The organism is Streptomyces luomodiensis, assembly GCF_031679605.1.
In the GTDB taxonomy this organism is placed as follows: domain Bacteria; phylum Actinomycetota; class Actinomycetes; order Streptomycetales; family Streptomycetaceae; genus Streptomyces; species Streptomyces luomodiensis.
Window position 1 is genome coordinate 6,059,734 of sequence record NZ_CP117522.1, and the last position, 23,050, is coordinate 6,082,783.

The following is a 23,050-nucleotide window of genomic DNA, read 5'->3' on the forward strand; positions in this document are numbered from 1 at the left end:
GTTCTGTGACCGACGCCACGATCGAAACGGCGAAGTTTCGATAGCGCGTGCGCTTATGCTGGAGGTGTACGAAACCGTTTCGTTCGGAGGGGGGCGACACGCCGTGCGGACCATGGACCAGACGACCGAGGACCGGGACACCGCCCGGGTGCGCCGCAGCAGGCTCTCCCCCGAGCGCGAGCGGGAGCTGTACGAGGCGGTGGTCGAGCTGCTCGGCGAGGTCGGGTACGACGGACTGACGATGGACGCCGTCGCGGCCCGTACGCGCTCCAGCAAGGCCACGCTCTACCGCCAGTGGAAAGGCAAGCCGCAGCTGGTCGTGACCGCGCTGCGCCACACCAAGCCCGTTCTGCTCGAGGGTGTCGACACCGGAACGCTCCGCGGTGATCTGCGCGAGATCGTACGGTGCACGGAGAGCTCCCGAGAGCGGGACGCCGCGCTGATGAGGGGACTCGCTCAGGCAGTTCACGACAACCCGGACCTTCATGAGGCCCTGCGAGAGCTGATGATCTACCCCGAGATCGACGCTCTCAACGTGCTGCTGGGGCGCGCCGTGGAGCGGGGCGAAATCGCCTCGGACCGGCCCGCCTTGAACTACGTCGTGCACATGGTGTGCGGCGCGTTCATCACCCGACCGCTCGTCGAGGGCAAGCAGCCGGACCAGACCTATCTCCTGGAATACATCGACGCCGTACTCCTCCCCGCACTCGGCGCCGCATAGCCCTTCCGACTCACCCTTCGCCACTCCCCAGGCACTCACTCCCCGCACAACCCCATAAGGCCCCGGCCGGCGCGCCGCTCTCGTCGCCGGTGCGGTGCCCAACCCTGCCCAGTGCCAACCAATTCCGACGGGAGCACCTCTCCTCGTGGCCACCTTCCTCTATAAACTCGGCCGGTTCGCCTTCCGGCGCCGCGGCCTCGTCGCCCTGATATGGGTGGCGCTGCTCACGGTCGTGGGCGTCGGCGCCGCCACCGCCTCAGCGCCTCCCAACGACAGCTTCTCCATCCCGGGCACCGAGGCCCAGAAGGCCTTCGACCTGCTGGAACAGCGGTTCCCCGGCGGTAACGCGGACGGCGCCACCGCCCGTGTGGTCTTCCGCGCCCCGAGCGGCGAGAAGATGACCGACCCGGACAACAAGGCCGTGGTCACCAAGACCGTCGCCGACCTCGAGGCCAGCTCTCCGCAGGTCGCCTCGGTCGCCAACCCCTACCAGACCGGAGCCGTCAGCAAGGACGGCACCACGGCGTACATCCTGACCACGTACAAGGTCAACGCCCTGGAGCTGAAGGACCCCGCCAAGGACGGTCTGGAGGAGGCGGGGAAGAAGGCCCAGGAGTCGGGTCTGTCGGTGCAGATCGGCGGTGACGCGCTCCAGGAGATGCCGGAGACCGGCGCCACCGAGGTCATCGGCATCGCGATCTCCGCGGTCGTCCTCGCCATCACCTTCGGCTCGCTGGTCGCCGCCGGACTGCCGCTGCTGACCGCGCTCATCGGCGTCGGCATCGGCATCTCCGCGATCACCGCGCTCGCCACCACTCTGGGGCTGTCCTCCACCACCTCGACGCTGGCGATGATGATCGGCCTCGCGGTCGGCATCGACTACGCGCTGTTCATCGTCTCCCGCTACCGCGCCGAGCTGACCGAGGGACGGGACGGGGAGGAAGCCGCCGGACGCGCCGTGGGCACCGCGGGCTCCGCGGTCGTCTTCGCCGGCCTTACGGTCGTCATCGCGCTGGTCGGCCTCGCTGTCGTCAACATCCCGATGCTGACCAAGATGGGCTTCGCCGCGGCCGGTACGGTCGTCATCGCCGTCCTCATCGCGATCAGCCTGATCCCGGCGCTGCTGGGCTTCGCGGGCAAGCGGGTGTTCGGGCGCAAGGCGCGCCGGCGCCTGGAGGAGCGCGCCGCGGCGGCGTCGAGCACCGGCTCCGCCGCGTCCGACGCCGGTGCCGAGGAGAAGCCCAACATGGGCACCCGCTGGGCCCGTTTCGTACTGCGCCGCCCGCTGACGGTGCTCCTGGTGGCCGTGATCGGCCTCGGCGCCGCCGCCGTGCCCGCCCTCAGCCTGGAGCTCGGCCTGCCGGACGACGGCTCGCAGCCGACCAGCAGCCAGAAGCGGCAGGCGTACGACGCGATCTCCGACGGCTTCGGCCCCGGCTACAACGGTCCGCTGATGGTGGTCATCGACACCAAGGGCAGCGATGACGCCAAGGGCGCGGCCGAGCAGGTCCGTAAGACCATCGCCGGTCTGGACGATGTGGCCGGTGTCACCCCCGCCGCGTTCAACAAGGCCGGCGACGCCGCGACGCTCACCGTCATCTCCAAGTCGAAGCCGAGCAGCGTCGCCACCGAGGACCTGGTCGGCGACATCCGCGACAAGGCGGGCGACTTCAAGTCCGACACCGGCGCCGAGGTGCTGGTGACCGGTCAGACGGCGATGAACATCGACATCTCGCAGAAGCTCAACGACGCGCTGGTGCCCTATCTGGTGCTCGTCGTCGGACTGGCCTTCCTGCTGCTGATGGTCGTCTTCCGGTCCGTCCTGGTCCCGCTCAAGGCGGCGCTCGGCTTCCTGCTCTCCGTCGTCGCGGCGCTCGGCGCGGTGGTCGCGGTCTTCCAGTGGGGCTGGCTGGCCGACCTGTTCGGCGTCGAGGAGACCGGCCCGATCATGAGCATGATGCCGATCTTCATGATCGGTGTGGTGTTCGGCCTCGCCATGGACTACGAGGTCTTCCTGGTGACCCGGATGCGGGAGGCGTTCGTCCACGGCGAGAGCCCCGGCCAGGCCGTCGTCACCGGCTTCCGGCACGGCGCCCGGGTGGTCACCGCGGCCGCGGTCATCATGATCAGCGTCTTCGCCGGATTCATCGGCTCCACCGAGTCGATGATCAAGATGATCGGCTTCGGCCTCGCCACCGCCGTCCTCTTCGACGCCTTCGTGGTCCGCATGGCCATCGTCCCGGCCGTCCTGGCACTCCTCGGCAAGACCGCCTGGTGGCTTCCGCGCTGGCTGGACAGGGCGCTGCCCAATGTGGACGTGGAGGGTGAGGGCCTGCGCAAGCTGCTCGAAGGGTCCGACCCGGCCCAGCAGCACGACAAGGACTCCGACCCGGATGCGGCACTGACCCGCGTCTGAGCGACGACGACGGCGGCCTTCCGGCCACGGGAGGCCGCCGTCGTCGTGTCGGATCCCGCGATGTGCACGCTCTTGCGAATGGGTTGCAGGTACGGGCTACCATCGATCGGTTAGTTGCAGCTCAGGAGCGGAGTCCGCGATGCATGTGCCCGACGGATTCATCGACGCCCCGGTGTCGGTGGCGACCGGTGTGGTCGCCGCCGGGGCCGTCGCGGTCAGTTTGCGCGGTGCGCGGCGGGAGCTCGACGAGCGGACCGCGCCGCTGGCCGGGCTGGTGGCGGCGTTCATCTTCGCCGTGCAGATGCTGAACTTCCCCGTCGCCGCCGGGACCAGCGGGCATCTGCTGGGCGGGGCGCTGGCCGCCATACTCGTCGGGCCGTATACGGGGGTGCTGTGTGTCTCCGTGGTGCTGCTGATGCAGGGCGTCCTGTTCGCGGACGGCGGTCTCACCGCGCTCGGCGTCAACATCACGGACATGGCCCTGGTCACCACGGTCGTGGCGTACGCGATCTTCCGCGCGATCGTGAAGCTGGCCCCGCACCGGCGCCGTACGGTCACCGTCGCGTCCTTCGTGGCCGCGCTGGTCTCCGTACCGGCCGCCGCGGTGGCCTTCACCGCGATCTACGCGTTCGGCGGTACGGCGGACGTGGCGCTCGGCAAGGTCTTCACGGCGATGGTCGGGGTGCATGTACTGATCGGCATCGGCGAGGCGGCCATCACCGCGCTGACGGTCGGCGCCGTCGTGGCCGTACGGCCGGATCTGGTGTACGGGGCGCGCGGGGTGACCGCGCGGCCCCTGGAGATCCGGAGCAGTCCGCTGACCCCGGCCGTCCCGGGGGCGGTGGCGCGGGCCGAGGGCCGCCCGGCGGCGGACGGCGCGCCTGAGGGGGAGGCTGCCGGGCCTGAGCGGGAGGCTGCCGCGCCCGCGACTGTGGCGGAGGCTCCCGCGCCCGCTGCGTCCGCCCACGCATCCGCCCCCGCGCCCAAGCGGTCGGCGCGGCGCGTGTGGTGGGCCGGGCTCGCGGCCGCGCTGCTGTGCGCCGGGGTCGTCAGCTTCTACGCCTCCGCCAGCCCCGACGGGCTGGAGAAGGTCGCCCACGACAAGGGGATCGACAAGAAGGCCGAGGACCACGCCGCCAAGGACTCCCCGCTCGCCGACTACGGCGTCAAGGACATCTCCGACACCCGGCTCTCCGGCGGGCTCGCCGGGGTGATCGGGGTGGGGGCGACGCTCGCCGTCGGGTCCGGGGTGTTCCTGGTCGTACGGCGGCGCAAGGCGGCTACGGCCGAGAGCGAGCGAGGCTGACCATGGGCGCGGGACACGCGCACAAGCTCTACCGGGAGGGGCGGTCGCCGGTCCACGCCCTCCCGCCGCACTGCAAGATCGCCGCCGTCTTCTGCTTCGTCCTGGTCGTCGTCGCCACGCCCCGCGAGGCCGTCTGGGCCTTCGGGGTGTACGCGGCGCTGCTGGCCGGGGTGGCGGCGGTGGCCCGGATACCTGCCGGTTACCTGCTCAAGCGGTTGCTGGTCGAGATCCCGTTCGTGGCCTTCGCCGTGCTGATGCCGTTCATCGCGGAGGGCCCGCGCACGGACGTGCTGGGGATGTCGCTCAGTGAGTCCGGGCTGTGGAGCGCCTGGAACATCCTCGCCAAGGGCACCCTCGGCGTCGCCGCCTCCGTCCTCCTGGCGTCCACGACCGAGCTGCGCGCCCTGCTGCTGGGGCTCCAGCGGCTGCGGATGCCCTCGCTGCTGGTGCAGATCGCCTCGTTCATGATCCGCTACGGGGACGTCATCTCCGACGAGATGCGCCGGATGCGGATCGCCCGCCAGTCGCGCGGTTTCGAGGCGCGCGGGGTGCGCCACTGGGGCGTGCTCGCCAACTCGGCCGGTGCGCTGTTCATCCGCTCCTACGAACGGGGCGAACGGGTCCACCTGGCGATGGTCAGCCGGGGCTACGCGGGCACCATGCCGGTGATCGACGATGTGACGGCGTCCCGCGCCCAGTGGACGTACGCCGCCGCCCTCCCGCTGACCGCGCTGGCGGTCTGCCTGACCGGATGGATGCTCATATGACCGACCTCGCCGCTGCCCCGCCATCGCTCCAGGTGTCCGGTCTGGCCTACGCGTACCCCGACGGCCATCAGGCCCTCTTCGGCGTCGACCTGACCGTGGCCCGCGGCGAGCGCGTCGCCCTGCTCGGCCCCAACGGCGCCGGCAAGACCACCCTCGTGCTGCACCTCAACGGCATCCTTACGGCGGGCGCCGGGACGGTCACGGTCGCCGGACTGCCGGTGGCGAAGGCCCATCTGGCCGAGATCCGCCGCCGGGTGGGCATCGTCTTCCAGGACCCGGACGACCAGCTGTTCATGCCGACCGTGCGCGAGGACGTGGCCTTCGGCCCGGCCGCGGCCGGGATACGCGGCCCCGAACTGGAGGAACGGGTGCGGCGCGCCCTGGAGCGGGTCGGGATGGCGGAGTTCGCCGACCGGCCGCCGCACCACCTCTCCTTCGGGCAGCGGCGGCGGGTGGCCGTGGCGACCGTACTGGCCATGGAGCCGGAGATCCTGGTCCTGGACGAGCCCTCGTCCAACCTCGACCCGGCCTCGCGCCGCGAACTCGCCGACATCCTGCGGTCCCTGGAGGTGACCGTGCTGATGGTCACCCACGACCTGCCGTACGCGCTGGAGCTGTGCCCGCGCTCCGTGGTGCTCAGCGGCGGGGTGATCGCGGCGGACGGCGGGACGCAGGAGCTGCTGTGCGACGAGGAGCTGATGCGCGAGCACCGGCTGGAGCTCCCGTTCGGCTTCGACCCCCGCTCGGTGACCGTTCCGGTGCGGTGACTGTCCTGGTGCGGTGACCGTTCCGGTGCGGTGACCGGTGGTCGAACTGCCGCAGGCGGTCGGCACCGGGGCGGTCGGCCGGAGCAGCCGCCGTTACGCGCCTCCCGCCGTTACCCCTCCCGCGCCGCCAGACTCGTCCGTACCGCCCGCACCAGCGCCTGCGCACGCGGGTCCGCGGTGACACCGCGCCGCATGCCGTTGGTGACGTAGGCGAAGCCGATGCGTGCCTCCGGGTCGGCGAAGGCGAGGGAGCCGCCGCGCCCCGGGTGGCCGAAGGAACCCGGTCCCAGCATCGGGCAGGCCGGGCCGTGCAGCATGTAGCCGAGACCGAACCGGGTGCCGACGACCAGGACCTCGTCCGGCCCCGCGGACTCCTCCGTACGGGCCATCGTCAGCGTCGCCGGGGCGAAGAGCCTGCCCCCCGAGCGGGCCGTACGGGCCGAGGGCAGCGGGCCGATCAGCGCCGCGTAGAAGCGGGCCAGCGCCTCGGCGGTCGCCACCCCGCCCGAGGCGGGCAGCTCGGCGGCCAGATACGCGGGGTCGTTCTCGTCCGGCATCGGGGTGATCGCGGCGAACGCCCGCCGGGTCAGCGACTCGGGGTCCTGGTACGCCTCGGCGACCGACCGCTTGGGGCGCAGCCGCAGCCCCTGGGCGGCGGGCGCGGTGGGGGCCTCCACCGCCGCGATCCGGCCGACCCGGCCCCGCTGCTCCGCGGGCAGCCCGAGCCACAGATCGAGCCCGAGCGGACGGGCGATCTCCTCGGCGATCCAGCGCCCGATGGTCCGCCCGGTGACCCTGCGCACCAGCTCGCTCAGCAGCCAGCTGTACGTCTGGGCGTGGTAGCCGTGCGCCGTACCGGGCTCCCACACGGGTTGTTGGGCGGCCACGGCCAGCGGCCCGGATATGCCGTCGATGGCCTCGGCGGGGGTCAGGGGGGTGTCGAGGACGGGCACGCCGGTGCGGTGCGCGAGCAGATGCCGCACCAGCACCCGCTCCTTGCCGCCCGCCTTGAACTCCGGCCAGTAGGTGCTGACCCGGCCGTCCAGGTCCAGCTGACCGCGCTGATGCAGCAGCAGCGGCACGGCGGCGGCAATGCCCTTGGTGACCGACCGGACGACCTGGGCGGTGTCCTGGGTCCAGGGCTCACGGCCGCCGCCCTCTCCATCGGCAGCCTCGGAGCCCCCGGAGCCCCCAGAAGCCTCGGCATCGCCGGGGTCGTCGCTGTCGGGGGTCTTCGTACCGCCCCACAGGTCGACGACCTTCTCGCCCTCCCGGTACAGGACCACGGCGGCGCCGCGCTCGCCGTGCCGGGTGAAGTTCGCCGCGAAAGCGTCCCGGACCGGTTCGAAACCGTCGGCCACCGTGCCCTGGACGTCCACCACTGTTCCGACTCCCGCCATGCCGACCCGAGCGTGTGCTGTGTTTCTCCTTATGGTGCAACGTTCCGCGGGTGAGGATCATGCCGGGGCCGGGCAGGATCTCCGGCGGACGCGCAGCCACGGGGCGGCGGCGCTCCGGAGCCGATGGGCCAGAGCCGACCAAAAGGGGCACAGGGTGCGGAGATTCGAGGGCTACGCGGTCATGCTCACCGGCGCGGGGCGCGGCATCGGGGAGGTGACCGCCCGCCGCTTCGCCGACGAGGGCGCCCGGGTGCTGATCACCGACCTGGACGGTGAACGGGCCGCGAAGGCCGCCGAATCCATACGGGCGGACGGCGGCGAGGCCGAGTCGCTGGGCTGCGACGTGGCCCGGCGAGCGGACGTCGAGGCGGCCGTGGCGCACGCCGTAAGGAGCTTCGGAAGGCTGGACGTCCTGGTCAACAGCGCCCACTCATGCCATGCCGACACCCCGCTGTTCGAGGACCAGCTGGACGACGAGTGGCAGCAGGACATCGATGTCACCCTCGGCGGTGCCTTCCGCTGCTCCCGCGCCGCGCTGCCGCATCTGGCCGCCGCGGACGGCCGGGGCGCGATCGTCAACGTCGGTTCGGTCAACGGCATACAGGACTTCGGCAACCACGCCTACAGCGCCGCCAAGGCGGGCCTGGGCAGCCTCACCCGCACGCTGTCCGCCCACGCCGCCGGGCGCGACGTCCGCGTCAACCTCGTGGCCCCCGGCACGATCCGCACCCCCGGCTGGGACGGCCGGGAGGACACCCTGCGCCGTGCCGCCCAGGTCTACCCCCTCGGCCGGGTCGGCGAACCCACCGACATCGCCGCCGCCATCACCTTCCTGGCCTCCTCGGACGCCGCCTGGATCACCGGGGTCACCCTCCCCGTGGACGGCGGCATCACGACCACGAACGTGGCGGTGCGCAGGGCCTTCGGTCATGTGGCGACGCCCAGCGAGACGTAGTCGTAAAGGCCCCCGTAGGGTTCGCTCGCATAGACGTTGGTCAGCCGGGAGCCGCGCCAGACCGTGCTCTTCTGGAACAGGATGGGCAGATACGCGGCGGACTCGGAAACCCGCCGATTGGCCGCCCTGTAGTCCTTCTCGGCCTTGGCCGGGTCCTGTTCGGCGATCGCCTTGTCGAAGAGGTCGTCGACCGTGGGGTCGTCCAGCTCCGCGAGATTGATATTGGCGGATTCCGAGATGAAACGGCTGTCGACGAGCGGCTGGAGAAAACCCTGACCGGTGGGGAAGTCGGGGAGCCACCGGGAGATGACGATGCCGTAGCCCTCCTTCTTCACGGTCGCGGGCGAGCCGACCGTCTGCAAGAACTCCGTGGAGGCGATCTGCTCGATACGGGCCTCGATCCCGACCTCCCGCAGTGAGGTCTGGAGCGACTCGGCGACGGCCAGCTCGGCGGGGCGGGTGTTGCGCACCGCGATGGTGGTCGTGAACCCGTTCGACTTTCCGCACGCCGCCAGTTCCTGCTTCGCCTTGAGGGTGTCCGGATCGCCGTTGCTCTCGAGCTTCTGGTACGGGTCGTAGGAGGAATCGGAGCCCGTGATGGTCGGCGGGAGCATATGGGGCGCGATGGCGCCGCTCTGCGTTCCGCCGGCGGCGGTCCGCAGGTTCTCCATGTCCGCCGCGTAGATGACCGCTTTACGGCAGTGCAGGTTTTGCAGGGGCTCGACGGAGCGGGGGAAGGCGGCGAACAGGAGCCCTCCGGTGTACGGGTTGTCCAGCTGGGCCTGGAGGTCGCGGCTGTTCCGGGCCTTCGCCAGGGCGGCGTCGGTGAGTCCGGTGGACGTCAGGTCAAGGTCGTAGGTGCCGGAGAGCAGGGCCTGCGCGCTCGCCTCGGCGTCCTTTTCGATATTCACCGTGATCCGGTCGGGAAGGGCGGTCCGGATCGGGTCGGACGACTGGTTCCACTCGTCGTTGCGGATCAGCTCCAGCGACTTGCCCGGCGTGTAGGGGCCGAATCTGTACGGCCCGGAGGAGAACGGCTTGTTCTGGTATTTGCTTCCGGTGTCCTTGTCCCTTTTGACGGGTGAGCCGGCCGGCATCGCGAGCATGCGCTCGAAGTCGCCGTTGGGCTTGGGCAGTTCGAAGACGATGGTTTTGTCGTCCGGCGTCCGAATGGCCTTCAGGCCCAGCTTGTCCTCGGTGGTGTCCTTGTACGGCCCCTTGTAGGTGTGGCCGGGGTCGAGCACCTGCTGGAGATAGGTCGGGCCGCCGGAAATCGGGTCGGTGGCCCAGATCCGCTCGATGCCGTATTTGATGTCCTTGGACGTGATATCGCTGCCGTCCTCCCAGGTGATTCCGTCGCGCAGGGTGTAGGTGTAGGTCTTGCCGCCGTCGGTTACCCTGGCCGTCTTCTCCGCGAGGTCCCCGACCAGTTCGGTGCCCTTCTCGCCGGGCTTGGGGGCGTAGGTGACCAGTTGGCGGGCGTAGTAGCGGGAGAAGTTCCAGATGGAGCCGAAATAGGTGCGCTGCGGGTCCCATGAGTCCGCGTCGCTCCCGCTGACGAACTTCAGCGTCCCGCCCTTTTTCTTCGAGGCGTTGACGACATCCTTGGCCGCGGCGTCGTACCCGGCGGTGGGGCCCGGTGCCGGGGTGCCGGACGACTTCGACTGCTGCCGGCCGGAGCGGTCCTCGGGGGAGCCGTCGTCCTTCATCCACGACGTCGCCAGGGGGATGCCCGCGGCCACCAGGGCGACGAGGAGCGCTCCCGCCAGCCCGTAGCGGACGGCCCGCCGGCGGCCCGGCGAGACGCCGTTGAGGGAGGGGGCCGGGGCGGACGACGGCAGGGCCACCGGCGACCAGGTGGGCCTCGGCGGTACGGCGGACGGTCGGGTGGGCTCCGGGGCCGGTTCGTGGCCGTCCGCGGGCGGCGCGGAAACGAGCGGCGGTTCGTACGGTGGGGGCGGGGGCGGAGGCGTCCGGGCGGGTTCGTGGTGATACGGCCGCGGCGCGGGTTCCGGGACCGGTGCGGCGTCGTACGGCGGGGGCGGCGGGCCGAATCCGGGCGGGATCCACGCCGCGTTGCGGGTCAGGGCGAGTCCGCCGGCCGTATTGCGGTCGCGCTTCTGCGGCAGCGGCCGCCCCTTCGCCCGCAGCGCCGCGTACACCTGCGCGTAGACCGTGTCCAGGTCCAGGAACTCCGGTCCGCCCGGCACCCCTTCGCGCAGCAGCCGCAGCAGTTCGCCGGTGAAGGCCGTATGGGGCTCACCGGGCGGGGCGAGCGCGAAGCTGGTGTCGGGGACGGAGGCCAGCAGATAGGTGCCCTCGATCTCCACCTGGCTGATCACCGCCTCGGCGCCCGCCGCGCTCATGAAGCCGAGCACCCGTCCGCTGAAGCAGCAGTCGAGCAGCATCACCTGGCGGGCGGCCCGCCCGTCCAGCACCACATCGCGCAGCGTGCCGTACGGCAGTCCGGTGTAGGAGCGGTGCGGTATGGACCCGGTCAGCCCCAGGAAGAGCTCGCCGCGGCGCGGTTCCACGAGACCGTGTCCCGCGAAGTACACCAGCAGGGTGTCCGTGGCCTCCTCGGCCGCGGTCCTTACGGCTTCGAGGACCTCGACGGCGGTGGTGGGGTCCTCGATCACCGTGCAGTGTTCGGGTGCCAGCCCCCATGAACGCGGGGCGCACAGGGCGGCGGCCAGCGCGCTCAGGTTGTTGGCCACCGCCGGGATCTGCTCCAGATGGGCGTAGCGGCTGGTGCCGATGAGCACCGCGCGGGTGGCGGCCGGGTCGGGCAGCACGGTCACGGCCGGCGCCCTTCCCCGCCGTCGGGCTCCCGTTGCCCTTCCGGTTCGGGGGCGGCCGGGTCGGGGGCGGCCGGTTCGGGCGCGGAGGCAGCCGGTTCCGCTTCGGGCGCGGACGGGCGCTGGAGCGCGTCGATCAGGCGCCGCAGGTCTTCGTCGCCGCCGCCGTCGAGGGAGACCGTAAGGTCACCGCGGCGCACGGTGATCCGCCGGGCGTGCGGGCGCGTCTGCCGCCAGGTGGACAGCGCCAGCGCGAAGGAGGCCGCGCTCCAGGCGTTGTCGGTGACCAGTTGCAGCACATCGGTGAGCACGCCCATCTGGCCGGGCGCCGGAGCGGCCCGGACCAGCTCCACCCGCGCGCCGCGGCGCGTGTCCGGGTCCCGTCTCAGCCAGTCGTGGAGCGAGCGCAGCTCCGCCTCCCCGCCGCTCACCGCGATGTCGATCCGCACCAAGCCCCCCTTGTGACGACAGTGCCGACAGAGCCCCGATTCTTTCCTACCCGGAGCCTCTCCGCAGGAGCAACGGATCAACGGAGCAACGGAGCAACGGAGGACCGATCACGGAGCGCCGAGCACGGAGCACGCGTCAACCGGCGTGCAGCATCAGCCCGATGCCCGCCACCATCAGACCCGCCGCCGCGATTCTCGGGCCGCCGAACCGCTCCTTGAAGAACAGCGCCCCGATCGCCGCGCCCACGATGATCGACGATTCGCGCAGCGCCGCGATCGGTGCCAGTTCGGCTCGCGTCTGGGCCCACAGGACCAGGCCATAGGCGAAGACCGACAGCAGCCCGCCGAGCAGCCCGCGCGCCGCGACCGGACGCAGTTGCCGCAGGAGCGCACCGCGCCGGATCGTCAGGGCGCAGGCGGGGATGGCGATGCCCTCCAGGATCATCAGCCAGGCGATATAGCCGAGCGCGCTGCCGGAGGCGCGCACGCCCAGACCGTCCACGACGGTGTACGCGGCGATGGACAGTCCGGTGGCGATGGCGGCCGTAAGGGCGAGCCATTGCGGTGCGCCACCGCTGTTCTGCCCGCCATCCCGCCCGCTTTCCTCGTGGTCGGAGTGGCGGGAGCCCTTGACGCCCCACAACGCCACGCCCACCAGTCCGGCCGAGGCCAGTGCGATGCCCGCCGCCTGCCAGTGGTCCGGCCGCTCGCCGACGAAGACCGCGGCGGCCACGGTCACCACCAGCGGTGCGGTGCCGCGTGCGATGGGATACATCTGGCCGAAGTCGCCCAGCTGGAACGAGCGCATGAGCAGCAGCTGATAGACCACGTGGATGGCCACGGAGGCCAGCAGATACGGCCAGGCGTCCGCCTCGGGCAGGGGGGTGAACGGCGCCAGCGCCAGTCCGCACAGCGTCCCGCCGCCGCCCACCAGGGTGAAGGCGAGCAACTGGTCTCTGATGCCGTGCGCGATGGCGTTCCAGCTCGCGTGGGTGACGGCCGCGATGAGCACCGCGACCGCGACGACCGGGGTCACGCGGAGCGCTCGCGCACATCCACCACAGTGCCCTCGGCATGCGCGATCAGCGTCTTGGGAGCGAGCGGGAAGACGGTGTGCGGGGTGCCGGCCGCGGCCCATACGGTCTCGTGGTCCAGCAGCCGGCGGTCGGCCAGGACGCGGGTACGGGTGCGGTGGCCGAAGGGCGGCACCCCGCCGATGGCGTAGCCGGTGGTCTCCCGTACCAGCGCCGCGTTCGCCCGGCGGACGCTCCCGGCGCCCAGCTCCTGCCGTACGAGTTCGACGTCGACCCGTGACGCCCCGTCCAACAGCACCACCACCGGCTGCCCGTCCGCCTCGAACACCAGCGACTTGACGATCTGGCTCAGTTCACAGCCGATGGCCGCGGCGGCCTCGGCGGCGGTGCGGGTGGCGTCGGGGAAGCGGCGCACCTCGACGTCCAGGCCGAGCTCGCGCAGGGCCTCGGCGAACCGGGGGTGGGCCACGGTACCGGCGGAGGCGGGGGTCTCAGCGGTGGCAGGGGTCTCAGCGGTGGCAGGGGCGTCGGAGGTGTCAAAGGTGGGGTTGGCCATGGGCCGACGCTATCGACGGGCCCGCGGCCCGCGCCAGGACATTTCCCTGGCCGCACCAGCGTTCAAGAACTCGGCGGGCGGCCCGGAGAGGATCGGGCCATGGACACGAAACCCGTCAATATCGACGAGGCGCTGGCCTCCTTCGACGATGTCTACAGCCCCCGGATCGTGGCCCGGATGAACGACTACGACGTCCGGATCGCCCATACGCTCGGCGAGCACGTCTGGCACGCCCACGATGACACCGACGAGTTCTTCCTGGTCCTCGACGGCCGCTTCGACATCGCGCTCAGGGACGCGGACGGCACCGAGACGACGGTCGTGCTGCACAAGGGCGACACGTTCGTGGTCCCCCGGGGCACCGAGCACAAGCCGTCCTCCCCGGGCGGGTCGGTCCTGATGTTCGAGCCCTCGGGGACCAGCTCGACCGGGGACCGCCACGACGGCGAGATCCCCGATCACGTGGACAGCACCACCGGCCACGCGCTCGGCTGAATCCCGCGGAACGCGAAGGAGCCGGGCGGCCGCGGGGAAGTCCCCGCGCCCGCCCGGCTCCCGGGCCTGCGCCGGCGGCCTGGCCGCGGGCTCAGCCGCCCGTGCGTCAGCCGTCCGTGCGTCAGCCGCCCGCGCGCAGCAGCGCCGCCACGATCGGGCCCGCCGTGTCGCCGCCGTGGCCGCCCTCGGGGACCACACCGGCGGCGGCGAGGTCGTCGCGGTAGGCGGTGAACCAGCCGTTGGGCTTGTCCTGGTTGTCCACCTCGGCCGAACCGGTCTTGGCGCCGAAGTCACCGGTCATCCCGGCCATCGCCTCGGCGGCGGTGCCCGAGGTGGCCGTCAGCCGCATCAGCTTGCGCAGCTGGTCCTTGGTGCCGGACTTCATCGTCTTGCTCGCCTTGGCCAGCGTCCGGTTGTCCAGGGACGGCGAGACCAGGTACGGCTGGCGGAAGGTGCCGGTGGAGGCGGTGGCCGCGACCGACGCCATGTTGAGCGGGTTCATCCGCACCCCGCCCTGGCCGATCAGCGAGGCGGCCTTGGAGGCCGCGGACTGCACCGGTACCGCGCCGTCGAAGGTGGGCACGCCGATCTGCCAGTTGAGCCCGATGCCGAAGACGTCCCGGGCCTCGTTGGTCAGGTCGTCGTTCTTCAGCTTCCCGGCCTGGCTGATGAAGGCCGTGTTGCAGGAGCGGGCGAAGCTCTGCTCGAAGGTGCCGTTCTTGATCTCGAACTTGTCGTCGTTCTGGAACTTCCAGCCGCCGTAGGAGAAGTACTTGGGGCACGGATGCGCCTTGCCGTACGCCGCCAGGCCCTTGTCGATCAGCGTCGCCGAGGTGATGACCTTCATCGTCGAGCCCGGTGCGTACGAGCCCTGGAGGGCGGTGTTGAAACCGTTCGCGGGCGAGTTGGCCAGCGCGAGGATCTCACCGGTGCTGGGCTTGATCGCCACCACCGACGCCTTGGCCCGCTTGTTCACCTGCTGCTCGGCGGTGCGCTGGAGCGACGCGTCGATCGTGGTGCGGAGCGTGCCCGGGGTGCCCTTGGAGAGCACCTTCAACGTCTTGTCGGCGGACTTGGAGCCCTTGGCGCGGTCGATCCAGGTCTCCACGCCCGCCTTGCCGCCCGCCTTGTCGCCGTACCGCTCGCGCAGCGAGGCCAGGACGGTCTTGAGGGTCGGGTGCTCGGCGGCGGTCAGCTCCTTGCCATCGCGGTCCACGGCCTTGATCGGCGGCGCCTCGGACGCGCCGGTCTTCAGCGTGTCGCCCGCGGCGAGGTCGGGGTGCACCACCGAGGGCTTCCAGGCGACGACCGGCTTGCCCGTGTCCGTGTCGCGCGTCACGGTCAGCGAGGACTCGTACGTCCAGGGGGCGCTCTCACCGTCGTAGGAGATCTGGGCGTTGACCGAGAACGGCACCTTCGCGCCGCTCGCCTCCTCCGGCCGCAGCGTCACCTTGGCCACATGGGCCTTCTTGCGGTAACCGCTCAGCGCCGTGGTGGCCGCCTCGCTGTCGTCCGTAAGGGCGGCGGCCTTCGCCGTCTCGCCCGCCGACCAGGCCGCCAGGAACGCGCGGGCGGTAGTCGTGACCTCGGCCGCGCTGGGCGGGCCGGTCTTCACCTTCTTCAGGGCCGGCTTGTCATCGCCCGAGCCGGCGCTCGCGCCGTCCTTCGGGCTCGACGCGTCGTCCTGGCCGCCGCCGCAACCGGCCACACCGACCATGGCGGCGAATACCGCACCGACGATCGCGGCTCTCGCGCCACTCCGCATTGCAGAACCCCCACTGTGTTCTCGATTCCCTCCATCAGCCGATGGAGGCCGCGGTGCCCGGCACTCTACCGGCACCACGACACGCCCCCGCGCCCTCAGGTGGGGAGGCGCGGGGCGGGGGCGGGCGGGGAGGCCGGCTAGATCCAGGTGTCCAGCCACATCCGGGCGCGCCAGGCGTCCATGGGGATCGTCTGGCCGGTGTAGAGCGGGAAGAAGTAGATGAAGTTCCAGATGATCAGCAGGACGAGCGCGCCCGAGCCGACCGCGCCGACCACTCGGCGGGTCTCGCTCGCCCCCGGCGGTCCCAGCAGCGCGCCGATCATCATCGCCACCGCCAGACACAGGAACGGCACGAAGACGACGGCGTAGAAGGAGAAGATCGTCCGGTCCTGGTAGAGGAACCACGGCAGATAGCCCGCGGCGACCCCGCACAGGATCGCGCCCGCCCGCCAGTCGCGCCGCAGCGCCCACCGGAACAGCAGGTACAGCAGGGCGAAACAGGCCGTCCACCACAGCAGCGGGGTGCCGATGGCCAGCACCTCACGGGCGCACTTCTCGGCGGCGTCCTTGGGGCAGCCCTCCTGGCCCGCCCGCGGGGACTCGTAGAAGTACGAGACCGGGCGGGACTGCACCAGCCAGCTCCACGGGTTGGACTGGTAGACGTGCGGTGAGTCGAGGCCGACGTGGAACTTGTAGACCTCGGACTCGTAGTGCCACAGGCTGCGCAGCGGGTTGAGCAGCCCGTCGAAGGTGCCGCCGGTGCCGTAGCCCCCGCCGCCCGGCTCCGGGGAGTCGGCCCAGTGGCGGAAATAGCCGCTGTGCCGCCAGCCGTGCGCCCGGTCGAAGGTGCCGCTCGTGGCGAACCAGCCCGACCAGGAGGCGAGGTACGTGACGAGCGCCACGGGCACCAGTGACAGGAACGCCCAGCCCAGATCGCGCCGCCCCACCGCCCGGTAGGGCCGGTGGGCGCCCGCGGTACGGCGTGCGCCCACGTCCCACAGGACGGCCATCAGGCCGAAGGCCGCCAGGACGTACAGCCCGTTCCACTTGGTGCCGATGGCCAGGCCCAGCAGCACCCCGGCCGCGATCCGCCACGGCCGCGCGCCCAGCTTCAGGCTCTGGGCGACCGCCGGGTCCGGCCGCGCCGTGCCGTCCTCGCCGGCCGGCAGCGCCGCCGCCAGCCTGGCGCGCGCCTTGTCCCGGTCGACGAGCAGACAGCCGAAGGCGGCCAGTACGAAGAACATCACGACCAGGTCGAGCAGGGCCGTGCGGCTCATCACGTAGTGCAGCCCGTCCACGGCCATCAGCGCGCCCGCCAGACAGCCGAGGAACGTCGACCGGAACAGCCGCCGCCCGATCCGGCACAGCATCAGCACCGAGAGGGTGCCGAGCAGCGCGACCATGAACCGCCAGCCGAACGGGTGCAGTCCGAAGAACTGCTCGCCGAGCCCGATGACCCACTTGCCCACCGGCGGGTGCACCACGTACGAGGCCGCGTCATCGAGCGGGATGTGCTGCGGGGTGTCGAGGATCCGCTCGTTGGCGTTCTTCGGCCAGGTGCCCTCGTAGCCGTACTCCCAGATCGACCAGGCGTCCTTGGCGTAGTACGTCTCGTCGAATATGACGTTGTCCGGGCTGCCCAGCCGCCAGAAGCGCATCAGCCCGGCGCACAGCGCGACGAGCAGCGGCCCGCCCCAGCCGCTCCAGCGGGCGATTCTGGCCGCCGCCGAGGGGGTCGCGCCGAGGATCTCCCAGAGCCGGGTGCCCGGCTCCGCGTACGGCGGGACCAGCCGCTCCCGTACGCCGGGCCCGGTCCGGCCCGCGTATCCGAAGCGGCGCAGCCGGCGCTGCCAGGCCGGCGGCTGATGGCCGGTGGCTTGGCCCGGCTGGGCGTGGGTCGCGGTGTCACTGCTCACCGGGCCATCGTAGGGAAGGGGTCTGTGAGTGTGGCGGGGAAAGGCGGCGAACCGGGGATTCGTGCCGGGGGTGGCGCTGCCGGGGGTGCCGTGCTTGGGGTGGCGGTGCCGGGGGTGCCGTGCTTGGGGTGGCGGTGCCGGGGGTGCCGTGCTTGGGGTGGCGGTGCCGGGGGTGCCGTGCTTGGGGTGGCGGTGCCGGGGTGCTGTGCCTGGGGGCGCGTGCCGGGGCCGCCGGTGGCGGGGGAGCCGTGCAGGCGGCGGCCCTCCGCCGGGGGAGCCGTGCAGGCGGCGGCCCTGCGCCGGGGGAGCCGTGCCCGGGGCGTGCCTAGGGGCGCCGTGCAGGGGGAGCCGTACCCAGGGCGGCCCTGCCGGGCGGCGACGGTGCCGGGGGCCGTGCTTAGGGGCGCTGTGCCTGGGGTGGCCGTGCGGGCGGTGCCGTGCACGCGGCGGCCGTCCCCGGGGCGACGGTGCCGGGGTGGCCGTGCCCGGGGCGGCCGTGCGGGGGTGCCGTGTCGGGGGCGACCGTATCCGCCGCGCCGGTGGCGGGGATTCGTGCCCAGGGCGGTGGCTGCGGGGTCGGTCTCGGTCGGCTGCGAGGATGGTGGGCGTGACTGGAACGCTCGTACTGGCAGGGACCCCCATCGGCGACCCGGCGGACGCGCCCCCGAGGCTGGCCGCCGAGCTCATGGCCGCCGATGTGGTCGCCGCCGAGGACACCCGGCGGCTGCGCCGCCTGACCCAGGCGCTGGACGTGCGTCCGGCCGGCCGGGTGGTGTCCTATTTCGAGGGCAACGAGTCGGCCCGTACGCCCGAGCTGGTCGAGGCGCTGGCCCAGGGCTCCCGGGTGCTGCTGGTCACCGACGCGGGCATGCCGTCGGTCTCCGACCCCGGCTACCGCCTGGTCGCCGCCGCCGTGGAGCGCGGGATCACCGTCACCGCCGTGCCCGGCCCGTCCGCGGTGCTCACCGCCCTGGCGGTCTCCGGGCTGCCGGTGGACCGCTTCTGCTTCGAGGGCTTCCCGCCGCGCAAGGCGGGGGAGCGGCTGGCGCGGCTGCGCGAGGTCGCCGAAGAGCGCCGCACCCTGGTCTGGTTCGAGGCCCCGCACCGGCTGGACGACACCCTGGCGGCCATGGCCGAGGTGTTCGGCGCCGACCGCCGCGCCGCGGTGTGCCGGGAGCTGACCAAGACGTACGAGGAGGTACGGCGCGGCCCGCTGGCGGAGCTGGCCGCCTGGGCGGCGGAGGGAGTACGCGGCGAGATCACCATCGTGGTCGAGGGCGCCGCCGCCCCCGGCCCGCAGGAGGCCGACCCCGCCGAGCTGGCCCGCCGGGTCGCGGTGCGCGAGGAGGCCGGTGAGCGCCGTAAGGAGGCCATCGCGGCGGTCGCGCAGGACGCCGGGGTACCCAAACGGCAGGTCTTCGACGCCGTGGTGGCGGCAAAGAACGCGGCAGGAAGCGCGCCGCGCGAAGGTAAAGCACTGTAGCGAAAGGCAAAGCTCAGGTTACTTCCCGGGCGGTTTCCGGGCAGTTTGGGAACGCGGTTGCCAAATCTCGCTCAAAGAGCGGAAAGACCCGATGCGGTAGCGCCGGGAACGGCGTCCACTGGGTGTGGAACACCCGGGGAGATCCCCTCCCGGAAGACTTGTCCTATGTGACAAGAGGAGCTGCCATGAGCGATATAGCGGGAACTTCGAGCGGTGCTCATCCGATAGCCGCCCGCACCCCCTCCGGCCCGTCCTCCGGCCCGTCCGGCGAGGTGGCCCATGAGGCCTACGCCTTCGCCTGCATGAAGTGCGGACACGGCTGGGAGCGGTCGTACGACATCGAACACCACGTGGACGGCGCGGGCCGTGCCTTCGTCGTCTACTTCACCGACGGCCTGCGCGTCCGGTCCCCGCTGACGAGCCCTGACTGCGTCAACTGCGGTGCGCATCTGGTGCGGATCATGCGCGCGGGCCAGGTCTCGTCGGCCCTGGAGAGTGCGCGGCGCGGGAGGGCGCACACCACCCGGGGCCGTAAGGCGGACACCGACGCGCCGGGAACGGCGACCGACACCACGACCGGCACCGCGGCGGATCGGACACCGGAAAACGAGGGTCCCGCACGACGCCGTACGCACCATTGGCATCTGTCGGATCTGCTGCATCCCTTTCAGCACCACCGCCATTGAGCACGATCCGGTTCAGCACGATCCGGTTCATCCGGTTCAGATGAGCCGTATGCGGGTCAACTGAGCGGCCGGACGTGATTCACCGCACATTCACCGGGATTCATAGAATCGCGTCCATGGCGAAAAAGGAAAAGGACGTGCCGCCGCCGCTGCCGGAACCCCTGCGGGTCCCGGTCGCCGATTCCCACACCCACCTGGACATGCAGACGGGCACGGTCGAGGAGGCGCTGGCCAAGGCCGCCTCGGTCGGCGTGACGACTGTCATCCAGGTGGGCTGCGACCTCGCCGGGTCCCGGTGGGCGGCCGAGACCGCGGCGGCGCACCCCAGCGTCTGGGCCACCGTGGCACTGCACCCCAACGAGGCGCCGCGCATCGTCCTGGGGGACCCGGACGGCTGGTCCCGGCAGGGCGCGCGGGAGCCCGGCGGCGACACCGCCCTGGACGCGGCCCTCGACGAGATAGCGGTCCTCGCCGCCCTGCCCCAGGTACGGGGCGTGGGCGAGACCGGCCTGGACTACTTCCGCACCGGGCCGGAGGGCATGGCCGCCCAGGAGCGGTCGTTCCGCCGCCACATCGCCATCGCCAAGGACCACGGCAAGGCCCTGGTCATCCACGACCGCGAGGCCCACGACGACGTCCTGCGGGTGCTCGCCGAGGAGGGCGCGCCGGACACCGTCGTCTTCCACTGCTACTCCGGTGACGCGGCCATGGCGAAGATCTGCGCCGAGCGCGGCTACTACATGTCGTTCGCGGGCAACGTCACCTTCAAGAACGCCCAGCCATTGCGCGACGCCCTCGCCGTCGCCCCGCTCGACCTCGTCCTCGTCGAGACCGACGCGCCGTTCCTGACCCCCGTCCCCTACCGCGGACGGCCCAACGCCCCGTACCTGATCCCGCTCACCCTGCGGGCCATGGCCGAGGTCAAGGGCGTCCCCGAGGACACCCTGGCGACCGCCGTAGCGGCCAATACGGCACGCGTCTTCGGCTATTGAGCCGGCTATTGAGCACGGTGACGCTCCGGGGAGGGTCATCACACCGCGTGATGATCTTCCTTTGGAGAGTCACCCCCACTCCGCTACAGTCCCGGACCCGACGTCCTGACCAGACGTCCTGACCAGTGAACGTGTGGAGTGTTGCCGGAGTGTTGTCGTGAGCCCCACGGGCAGCCATCGCGCCCACCGCGCCCACCGCGCCGCGGGCGGCCGCGCCGCCGTCCGCCGAGCCGCCCGGCGCGGTGACCGGGCCGAGCCGGTGCGCCGGCTGCTGCCACAAGCGATGGCGGGCCCGATGCGCCGCCTGTTGCCGCAGGCGATGGTGGTCGCCGCCCTGGCCGGCGGCACCTCCGCCTTCGTGGCCCAGGACAAGGCCGTACGGCTCAGCGTCGACGGCGACGCCCGCACCCTGCACACCTACGCCGACGACGTGGGTGAGCTGCTGGCGGACGAGCACGTCCACGTCGGGGAGCACGACATCGTCGCCCCCGCGCCCGGGGAGCCGCTCGCCAGCGGCGACGAGGTCGCCGTCCGCTACGGCCGCCCGGTCACCCTCACCCTCGACGGGGAGCGCCGCCGGGTGTGGACCACCGCCCACACGGTTGACGGCGCACTGCGCCAACTGGGCGTACGTGCCGAGGGCGCGTATCTGTCCGCCTCCCGCTCCGCCGCCATCACCCGCCGCGGTCTGCTCCTGCACGTCCGCACCGAGCGCACCGTCACCTTCCTCGCCGACGGCCGCCCCCACACCGTCCACACCAACGCGGCCACCGTCGGCGAGGCCCTCGCGGCCGCCGGGCTCACCCTGCGCGGCCAGGACACCATGTCCGTCCCCCGGGACAGCTTCCCGCGCGACGGCCAGACGGTGAAGGTGATGCGGATCACCGGCGGCAGGAAGGTCCACGACGAGCCGGTGCCCTTCATCACCGTCCGCCACGCCGACCCCACCCTCCCCAAGGGCACCGAGACCGTGGCCCGGCCCGGCGCGCCGGGCACCCTGCGCACCACCTACCGGGTGCGCACCGTCAACGGCGTACGGCAGCGCCCGAAGAAGATCCACAGCGAGCTGGTCAAGGCACCCGTGGCCCGGATCGTCCGGGTCGGCACCATGAACCCGCCCGCCACGACCGGCGGCCCGGCGGACGGGCTCAACTGGCGGGCCATGGCCCGCTGCGAATCCGGCGGCCGGCCGGACGCGGTCGACAGCTCCGGCCGCCACGGCGGCCTCTACCAGCTCGACCAGGGCACCTGGCACGCCCTCGGCGGCCACGGCCGCCCCCAGGACGCGCCCCCGGCCGAACAGACCTACCGGGCCAAGAAGCTCTACCAGCAGCGCGGCACCGGCCCCTGGCCGACGTGCGGCCGCAAGCTCCACCAGTGACAGGCGGTGGACCGAGCCGTCGGTGAGGCGCCATAAACTTCCACGGTGAGCCCCACCGACCCCGACGTCCTGCTCGGCCCCGCCGACATCCGCGAACTCGCGGCCCGGCTCGGCGTACGCCCCACCAAGCAGCGCGGCCAGAACTTCGTCATCGACGCCAACACGGTCCGCCGGATCGTCCGGACCGCCGAGGTGCGCCCCGAGGACGTGGTCGTCGAGGTCGGCCCCGGGCTCGGCTCGCTGACCCTCGCCCTGCTGGAGGCCGCCGACCGGGTCACCGCGGTGGAGATCGACGACGTTCTCGCCGCCGCCCTCCCCACGACCGTCGCGGCCCGGCTGCCGCACCGCGCCGACCACTTCGCGCTGGTGCACAGCGACGCCCTGCGGGTGACCGAACTTCCCGGCCCCGCCCCGACCGCCCTGGTCGCCAACCTGCCCTACAACGTCGCCGTGCCCGTGCTGCTCCACATGCTCGGGCGTTTCCCGACCATCGAGCGGACCCTGGTCATGGTCCAGTCCGAGGTCGCCGACCGGCTCGCCGCCGCACCCGGCTCCAAGGTCTACGGCGTCCCCTCCGTGAAGGCCGCCTGGTACGCCCACGTCAAGCGCGCGGGCGCGATCGGCCGCAACGTCTTCTGGCCCGCCCCCAACGTCGACTCCGGCCTGGTCTCACTGATACGCCGGGACGAGCCCCCACGCACCACCGCCACCCGGGACGAGGTCTTCGCGGTGGTCGACGCGGCCTTCGCCCAGCGCCGCAAGACCCTCCGGGCGGCGCTCGCGGGCTGGGCCGGTTCGGCGAAGGCCGCCGAGGAAGCCCTGACGGCCGCCGGCGTCTCCCCACAGGCGCGCGGCGAGTCACTGACGGTGGAGGACTTCGCCACGATCGCCGAACACCGCCCACCCCCAACGCCCCGCTGACACCCGCACCGAACACCTACGCCGCGCCGAGGCCCGACGCCTGTGCTGGGTTGGCACCCGTGCCGGGCGGGGGCCAGTGCCGGGCTCCCGTGTCGGGTCGGTCGGGCTGGAGCCCAGTGCCGGGTGGCCCAAATCTGGCGCTGAGCCAAGGTTGGGCGTCGAGCCATAGCGTGGCGGGCGGGGGCCGGTGCTGTGTCGGGGCCTTGTGCCGAGGGCCGGCACCGGGCCGTGCCGGGCGCTTG

19 protein-coding genes are annotated in these 23,050 nt (G+C 72.2%); 12 read left to right on the top strand and 7 right to left on the bottom strand.

The features are described 5' to 3' along the window. Positions 1 to 112: 112 nt before the first annotated feature. The 5 genes from PS467_RS25445 (at position 113) to PS467_RS25465 (ending at position 5,977) form a co-directional block, all read left to right on the top strand. The gene (locus PS467_RS25445; protein WP_268974000.1) at positions 113 to 721 is read left to right on the top strand and encodes a TetR/AcrR family transcriptional regulator; all 609 of its coding nucleotides are present in this window, start codon (positions 113 to 115) and stop codon (positions 719 to 721) included. 145 nt (positions 722 to 866) lie between these two features. Beyond that, entirely contained in the window at positions 867 to 3,137 is a 2,271-nt protein-coding gene (locus PS467_RS25450) for an MMPL family transporter (protein WP_311037183.1), read from the top strand. A 139-nt stretch (positions 3,138 to 3,276) separates the two neighbouring features. Beyond that, complete coding sequence (locus PS467_RS25455; protein ID WP_311037184.1) at positions 3,277 to 4,443, top strand: energy-coupling factor ABC transporter permease; 1,167 nt, start codon at positions 3,277 to 3,279, stop codon at positions 4,441 to 4,443. A 2-nt stretch (positions 4,444 to 4,445) separates the two neighbouring features. Beyond that, the gene (gene cbiQ / locus PS467_RS25460; RefSeq protein WP_311037185.1) at positions 4,446 to 5,210 is read left to right on the top strand and encodes a cobalt ECF transporter T component CbiQ; all 765 of its coding nucleotides are present in this window, start codon (positions 4,446 to 4,448) and stop codon (positions 5,208 to 5,210) included. After that, a complete protein-coding gene (locus tag PS467_RS25465) occupies positions 5,207 to 5,977 on the top strand; it encodes an energy-coupling factor ABC transporter ATP-binding protein (protein ID WP_311037186.1) in 771 nt (256 codons plus the stop codon). Before cbiQ ends, PS467_RS25465 begins: the two co-directional genes overlap by 4 nt. Before the next feature lie 110 nt (positions 5,978 to 6,087). Here the strand turns inward: PS467_RS25465 and PS467_RS25470 are convergent, their stop codons facing one another. Then, positions 6,088 to 7,377 carry a serine hydrolase domain-containing protein gene (locus PS467_RS25470; RefSeq protein WP_311037187.1) on the bottom strand — a complete coding sequence of 430 codons (1,290 nt, stop codon included), beginning with the start codon at positions 7,375 to 7,377 and terminating at the stop codon, positions 6,088 to 6,090. Between the two features lie 154 nt (positions 7,378 to 7,531). Between PS467_RS25470 and PS467_RS25475 the strand changes: the two genes are divergently transcribed. Further along, a complete protein-coding gene (locus tag PS467_RS25475) occupies positions 7,532 to 8,332 on the top strand; it encodes an SDR family NAD(P)-dependent oxidoreductase (RefSeq protein ID WP_311037188.1) in 801 nt (266 codons plus the stop codon). On the opposite strand, the gene PS467_RS25480 is transcribed toward PS467_RS25475, so the two are convergent. From PS467_RS25480 to PS467_RS25495, 4 genes are all read right to left on the bottom strand, one after another. Beyond that, entirely contained in the window at positions 8,305 to 11,133 is a 2,829-nt protein-coding gene (locus PS467_RS25480) for a caspase, EACC1-associated type (RefSeq protein ID WP_311037189.1), read from the bottom strand. The genes PS467_RS25475 and PS467_RS25480 overlap by 28 nt on opposite strands. Continuing rightward, the gene (locus PS467_RS25485) at positions 11,130 to 11,579 is read right to left on the bottom strand and encodes an effector-associated constant component EACC1 (protein ID WP_311037190.1); all 450 of its coding nucleotides are present in this window, start codon (positions 11,577 to 11,579) and stop codon (positions 11,130 to 11,132) included. The genes PS467_RS25480 and PS467_RS25485 overlap by 4 nt, the downstream gene beginning before the upstream one ends. A gap of 136 nt (positions 11,580 to 11,715) precedes the next feature. Further along, positions 11,716 to 12,615 (bottom strand): EamA family transporter, encoded by a 900-nt coding sequence (locus PS467_RS25490; RefSeq protein WP_311037191.1) that lies wholly within the window; start codon positions 12,613 to 12,615, stop codon positions 11,716 to 11,718. Continuing rightward, entirely contained in the window at positions 12,612 to 13,169 is a 558-nt protein-coding gene (locus tag PS467_RS25495) for a YbaK/EbsC family protein (protein WP_311037192.1), read from the bottom strand. The genes PS467_RS25490 and PS467_RS25495 overlap by 4 nt, the downstream gene beginning before the upstream one ends. Positions 13,170 to 13,268: 99 nt before the next feature. Between PS467_RS25495 and PS467_RS25500 the strand changes: the two genes are divergently transcribed. Then, positions 13,269 to 13,664: a cupin domain-containing protein gene (locus tag PS467_RS25500; protein WP_311037193.1), complete on the top strand. Its 396-nt coding sequence runs from the start codon at positions 13,269 to 13,271 to the stop codon at positions 13,662 to 13,664. Between the two features lie 121 nt (positions 13,665 to 13,785). On the opposite strand, the gene PS467_RS25505 is transcribed toward PS467_RS25500, so the two are convergent. After that, the gene (locus PS467_RS25505) at positions 13,786 to 15,429 is read right to left on the bottom strand and encodes a penicillin-binding transpeptidase domain-containing protein (RefSeq protein ID WP_311037194.1); all 1,644 of its coding nucleotides are present in this window, start codon (positions 15,427 to 15,429) and stop codon (positions 13,786 to 13,788) included. A gap of 137 nt (positions 15,430 to 15,566) precedes the next feature. Next, the gene (locus PS467_RS25510) at positions 15,567 to 17,345 is read right to left on the bottom strand and encodes a dolichyl-phosphate-mannose--protein mannosyltransferase (protein ID WP_311037195.1); all 1,779 of its coding nucleotides are present in this window, start codon (positions 17,343 to 17,345) and stop codon (positions 15,567 to 15,569) included. 607 nt (positions 17,346 to 17,952) lie between these two features. Between PS467_RS25510 and rsmI the strand changes: the two genes are divergently transcribed. From rsmI to rsmA, 5 genes are all read left to right on the top strand, one after another. Then, a complete protein-coding gene (gene rsmI, locus PS467_RS25515; protein ID WP_268974014.1) occupies positions 17,953 to 18,828 on the top strand; it encodes a 16S rRNA (cytidine(1402)-2'-O)-methyltransferase in 876 nt (291 codons plus the stop codon). A gap of 185 nt (positions 18,829 to 19,013) precedes the next feature. Beyond that, positions 19,014 to 19,514, top strand: coding sequence for a hypothetical protein (locus tag PS467_RS25520; RefSeq protein ID WP_268974015.1), 501 nt, complete (start codon positions 19,014 to 19,016; stop codon positions 19,512 to 19,514). A gap of 116 nt (positions 19,515 to 19,630) precedes the next feature. Further along, entirely contained in the window at positions 19,631 to 20,506 is an 876-nt protein-coding gene (locus tag PS467_RS25525) for a TatD family hydrolase (protein ID WP_311037196.1), read from the top strand. 157 nt (positions 20,507 to 20,663) lie between these two features. Then, complete coding sequence (locus PS467_RS25530) at positions 20,664 to 21,887, top strand: resuscitation-promoting factor (protein ID WP_311037197.1); 1,224 nt, start codon at positions 20,664 to 20,666, stop codon at positions 21,885 to 21,887. Positions 21,888 to 21,932: 45 nt separating this feature from the next. Next, positions 21,933 to 22,808, top strand: a complete 876-nt coding sequence (gene rsmA, locus PS467_RS25535) for a 16S rRNA (adenine(1518)-N(6)/adenine(1519)-N(6))-dimethyltransferase RsmA (protein WP_311037198.1) — start codon at positions 21,933 to 21,935, stop codon at positions 22,806 to 22,808. Positions 22,809 to 23,050 lie beyond the last annotated feature (242 nt).

Coding starts and splice junctions, on each gene's coding strand:
- PS467_RS25465 (WP_311037186.1), top strand. CDS start 5,207: ATGACCGACCTCGCCGCTGCCCCGCCATCGCTCCAGGTGTCCGGTCTG.
- PS467_RS25500 (WP_311037193.1), top strand. CDS start 13,269: ATGGACACGAAACCCGTCAATATCGACGAGGCGCTGGCCTCCTTCGAC.
- PS467_RS25470 (WP_311037187.1), bottom strand. CDS start 7,377: ATGGCGGGAGTCGGAACAGTGGTGGACGTCCAGGGCACGGTGGCCGAC.
- PS467_RS25520 (WP_268974015.1), top strand. CDS start 19,014: ATGAGCGATATAGCGGGAACTTCGAGCGGTGCTCATCCGATAGCCGCC.
- cbiQ (WP_311037185.1), top strand. CDS start 4,446: ATGGGCGCGGGACACGCGCACAAGCTCTACCGGGAGGGGCGGTCGCCG.
- PS467_RS25505 (WP_311037194.1), bottom strand. CDS start 15,429: ATGCGGAGTGGCGCGAGAGCCGCGATCGTCGGTGCGGTATTCGCCGCC.
- PS467_RS25455 (WP_311037184.1), top strand. CDS start 3,277: ATGCATGTGCCCGACGGATTCATCGACGCCCCGGTGTCGGTGGCGACC.
- PS467_RS25445 (WP_268974000.1), top strand. CDS start 113: ATGGACCAGACGACCGAGGACCGGGACACCGCCCGGGTGCGCCGCAGC.
- PS467_RS25495 (WP_311037192.1), bottom strand. CDS start 13,169: ATGGCCAACCCCACCTTTGACACCTCCGACGCCCCTGCCACCGCTGAG.
- PS467_RS25525 (WP_311037196.1), top strand. CDS start 19,631: ATGGCGAAAAAGGAAAAGGACGTGCCGCCGCCGCTGCCGGAACCCCTG.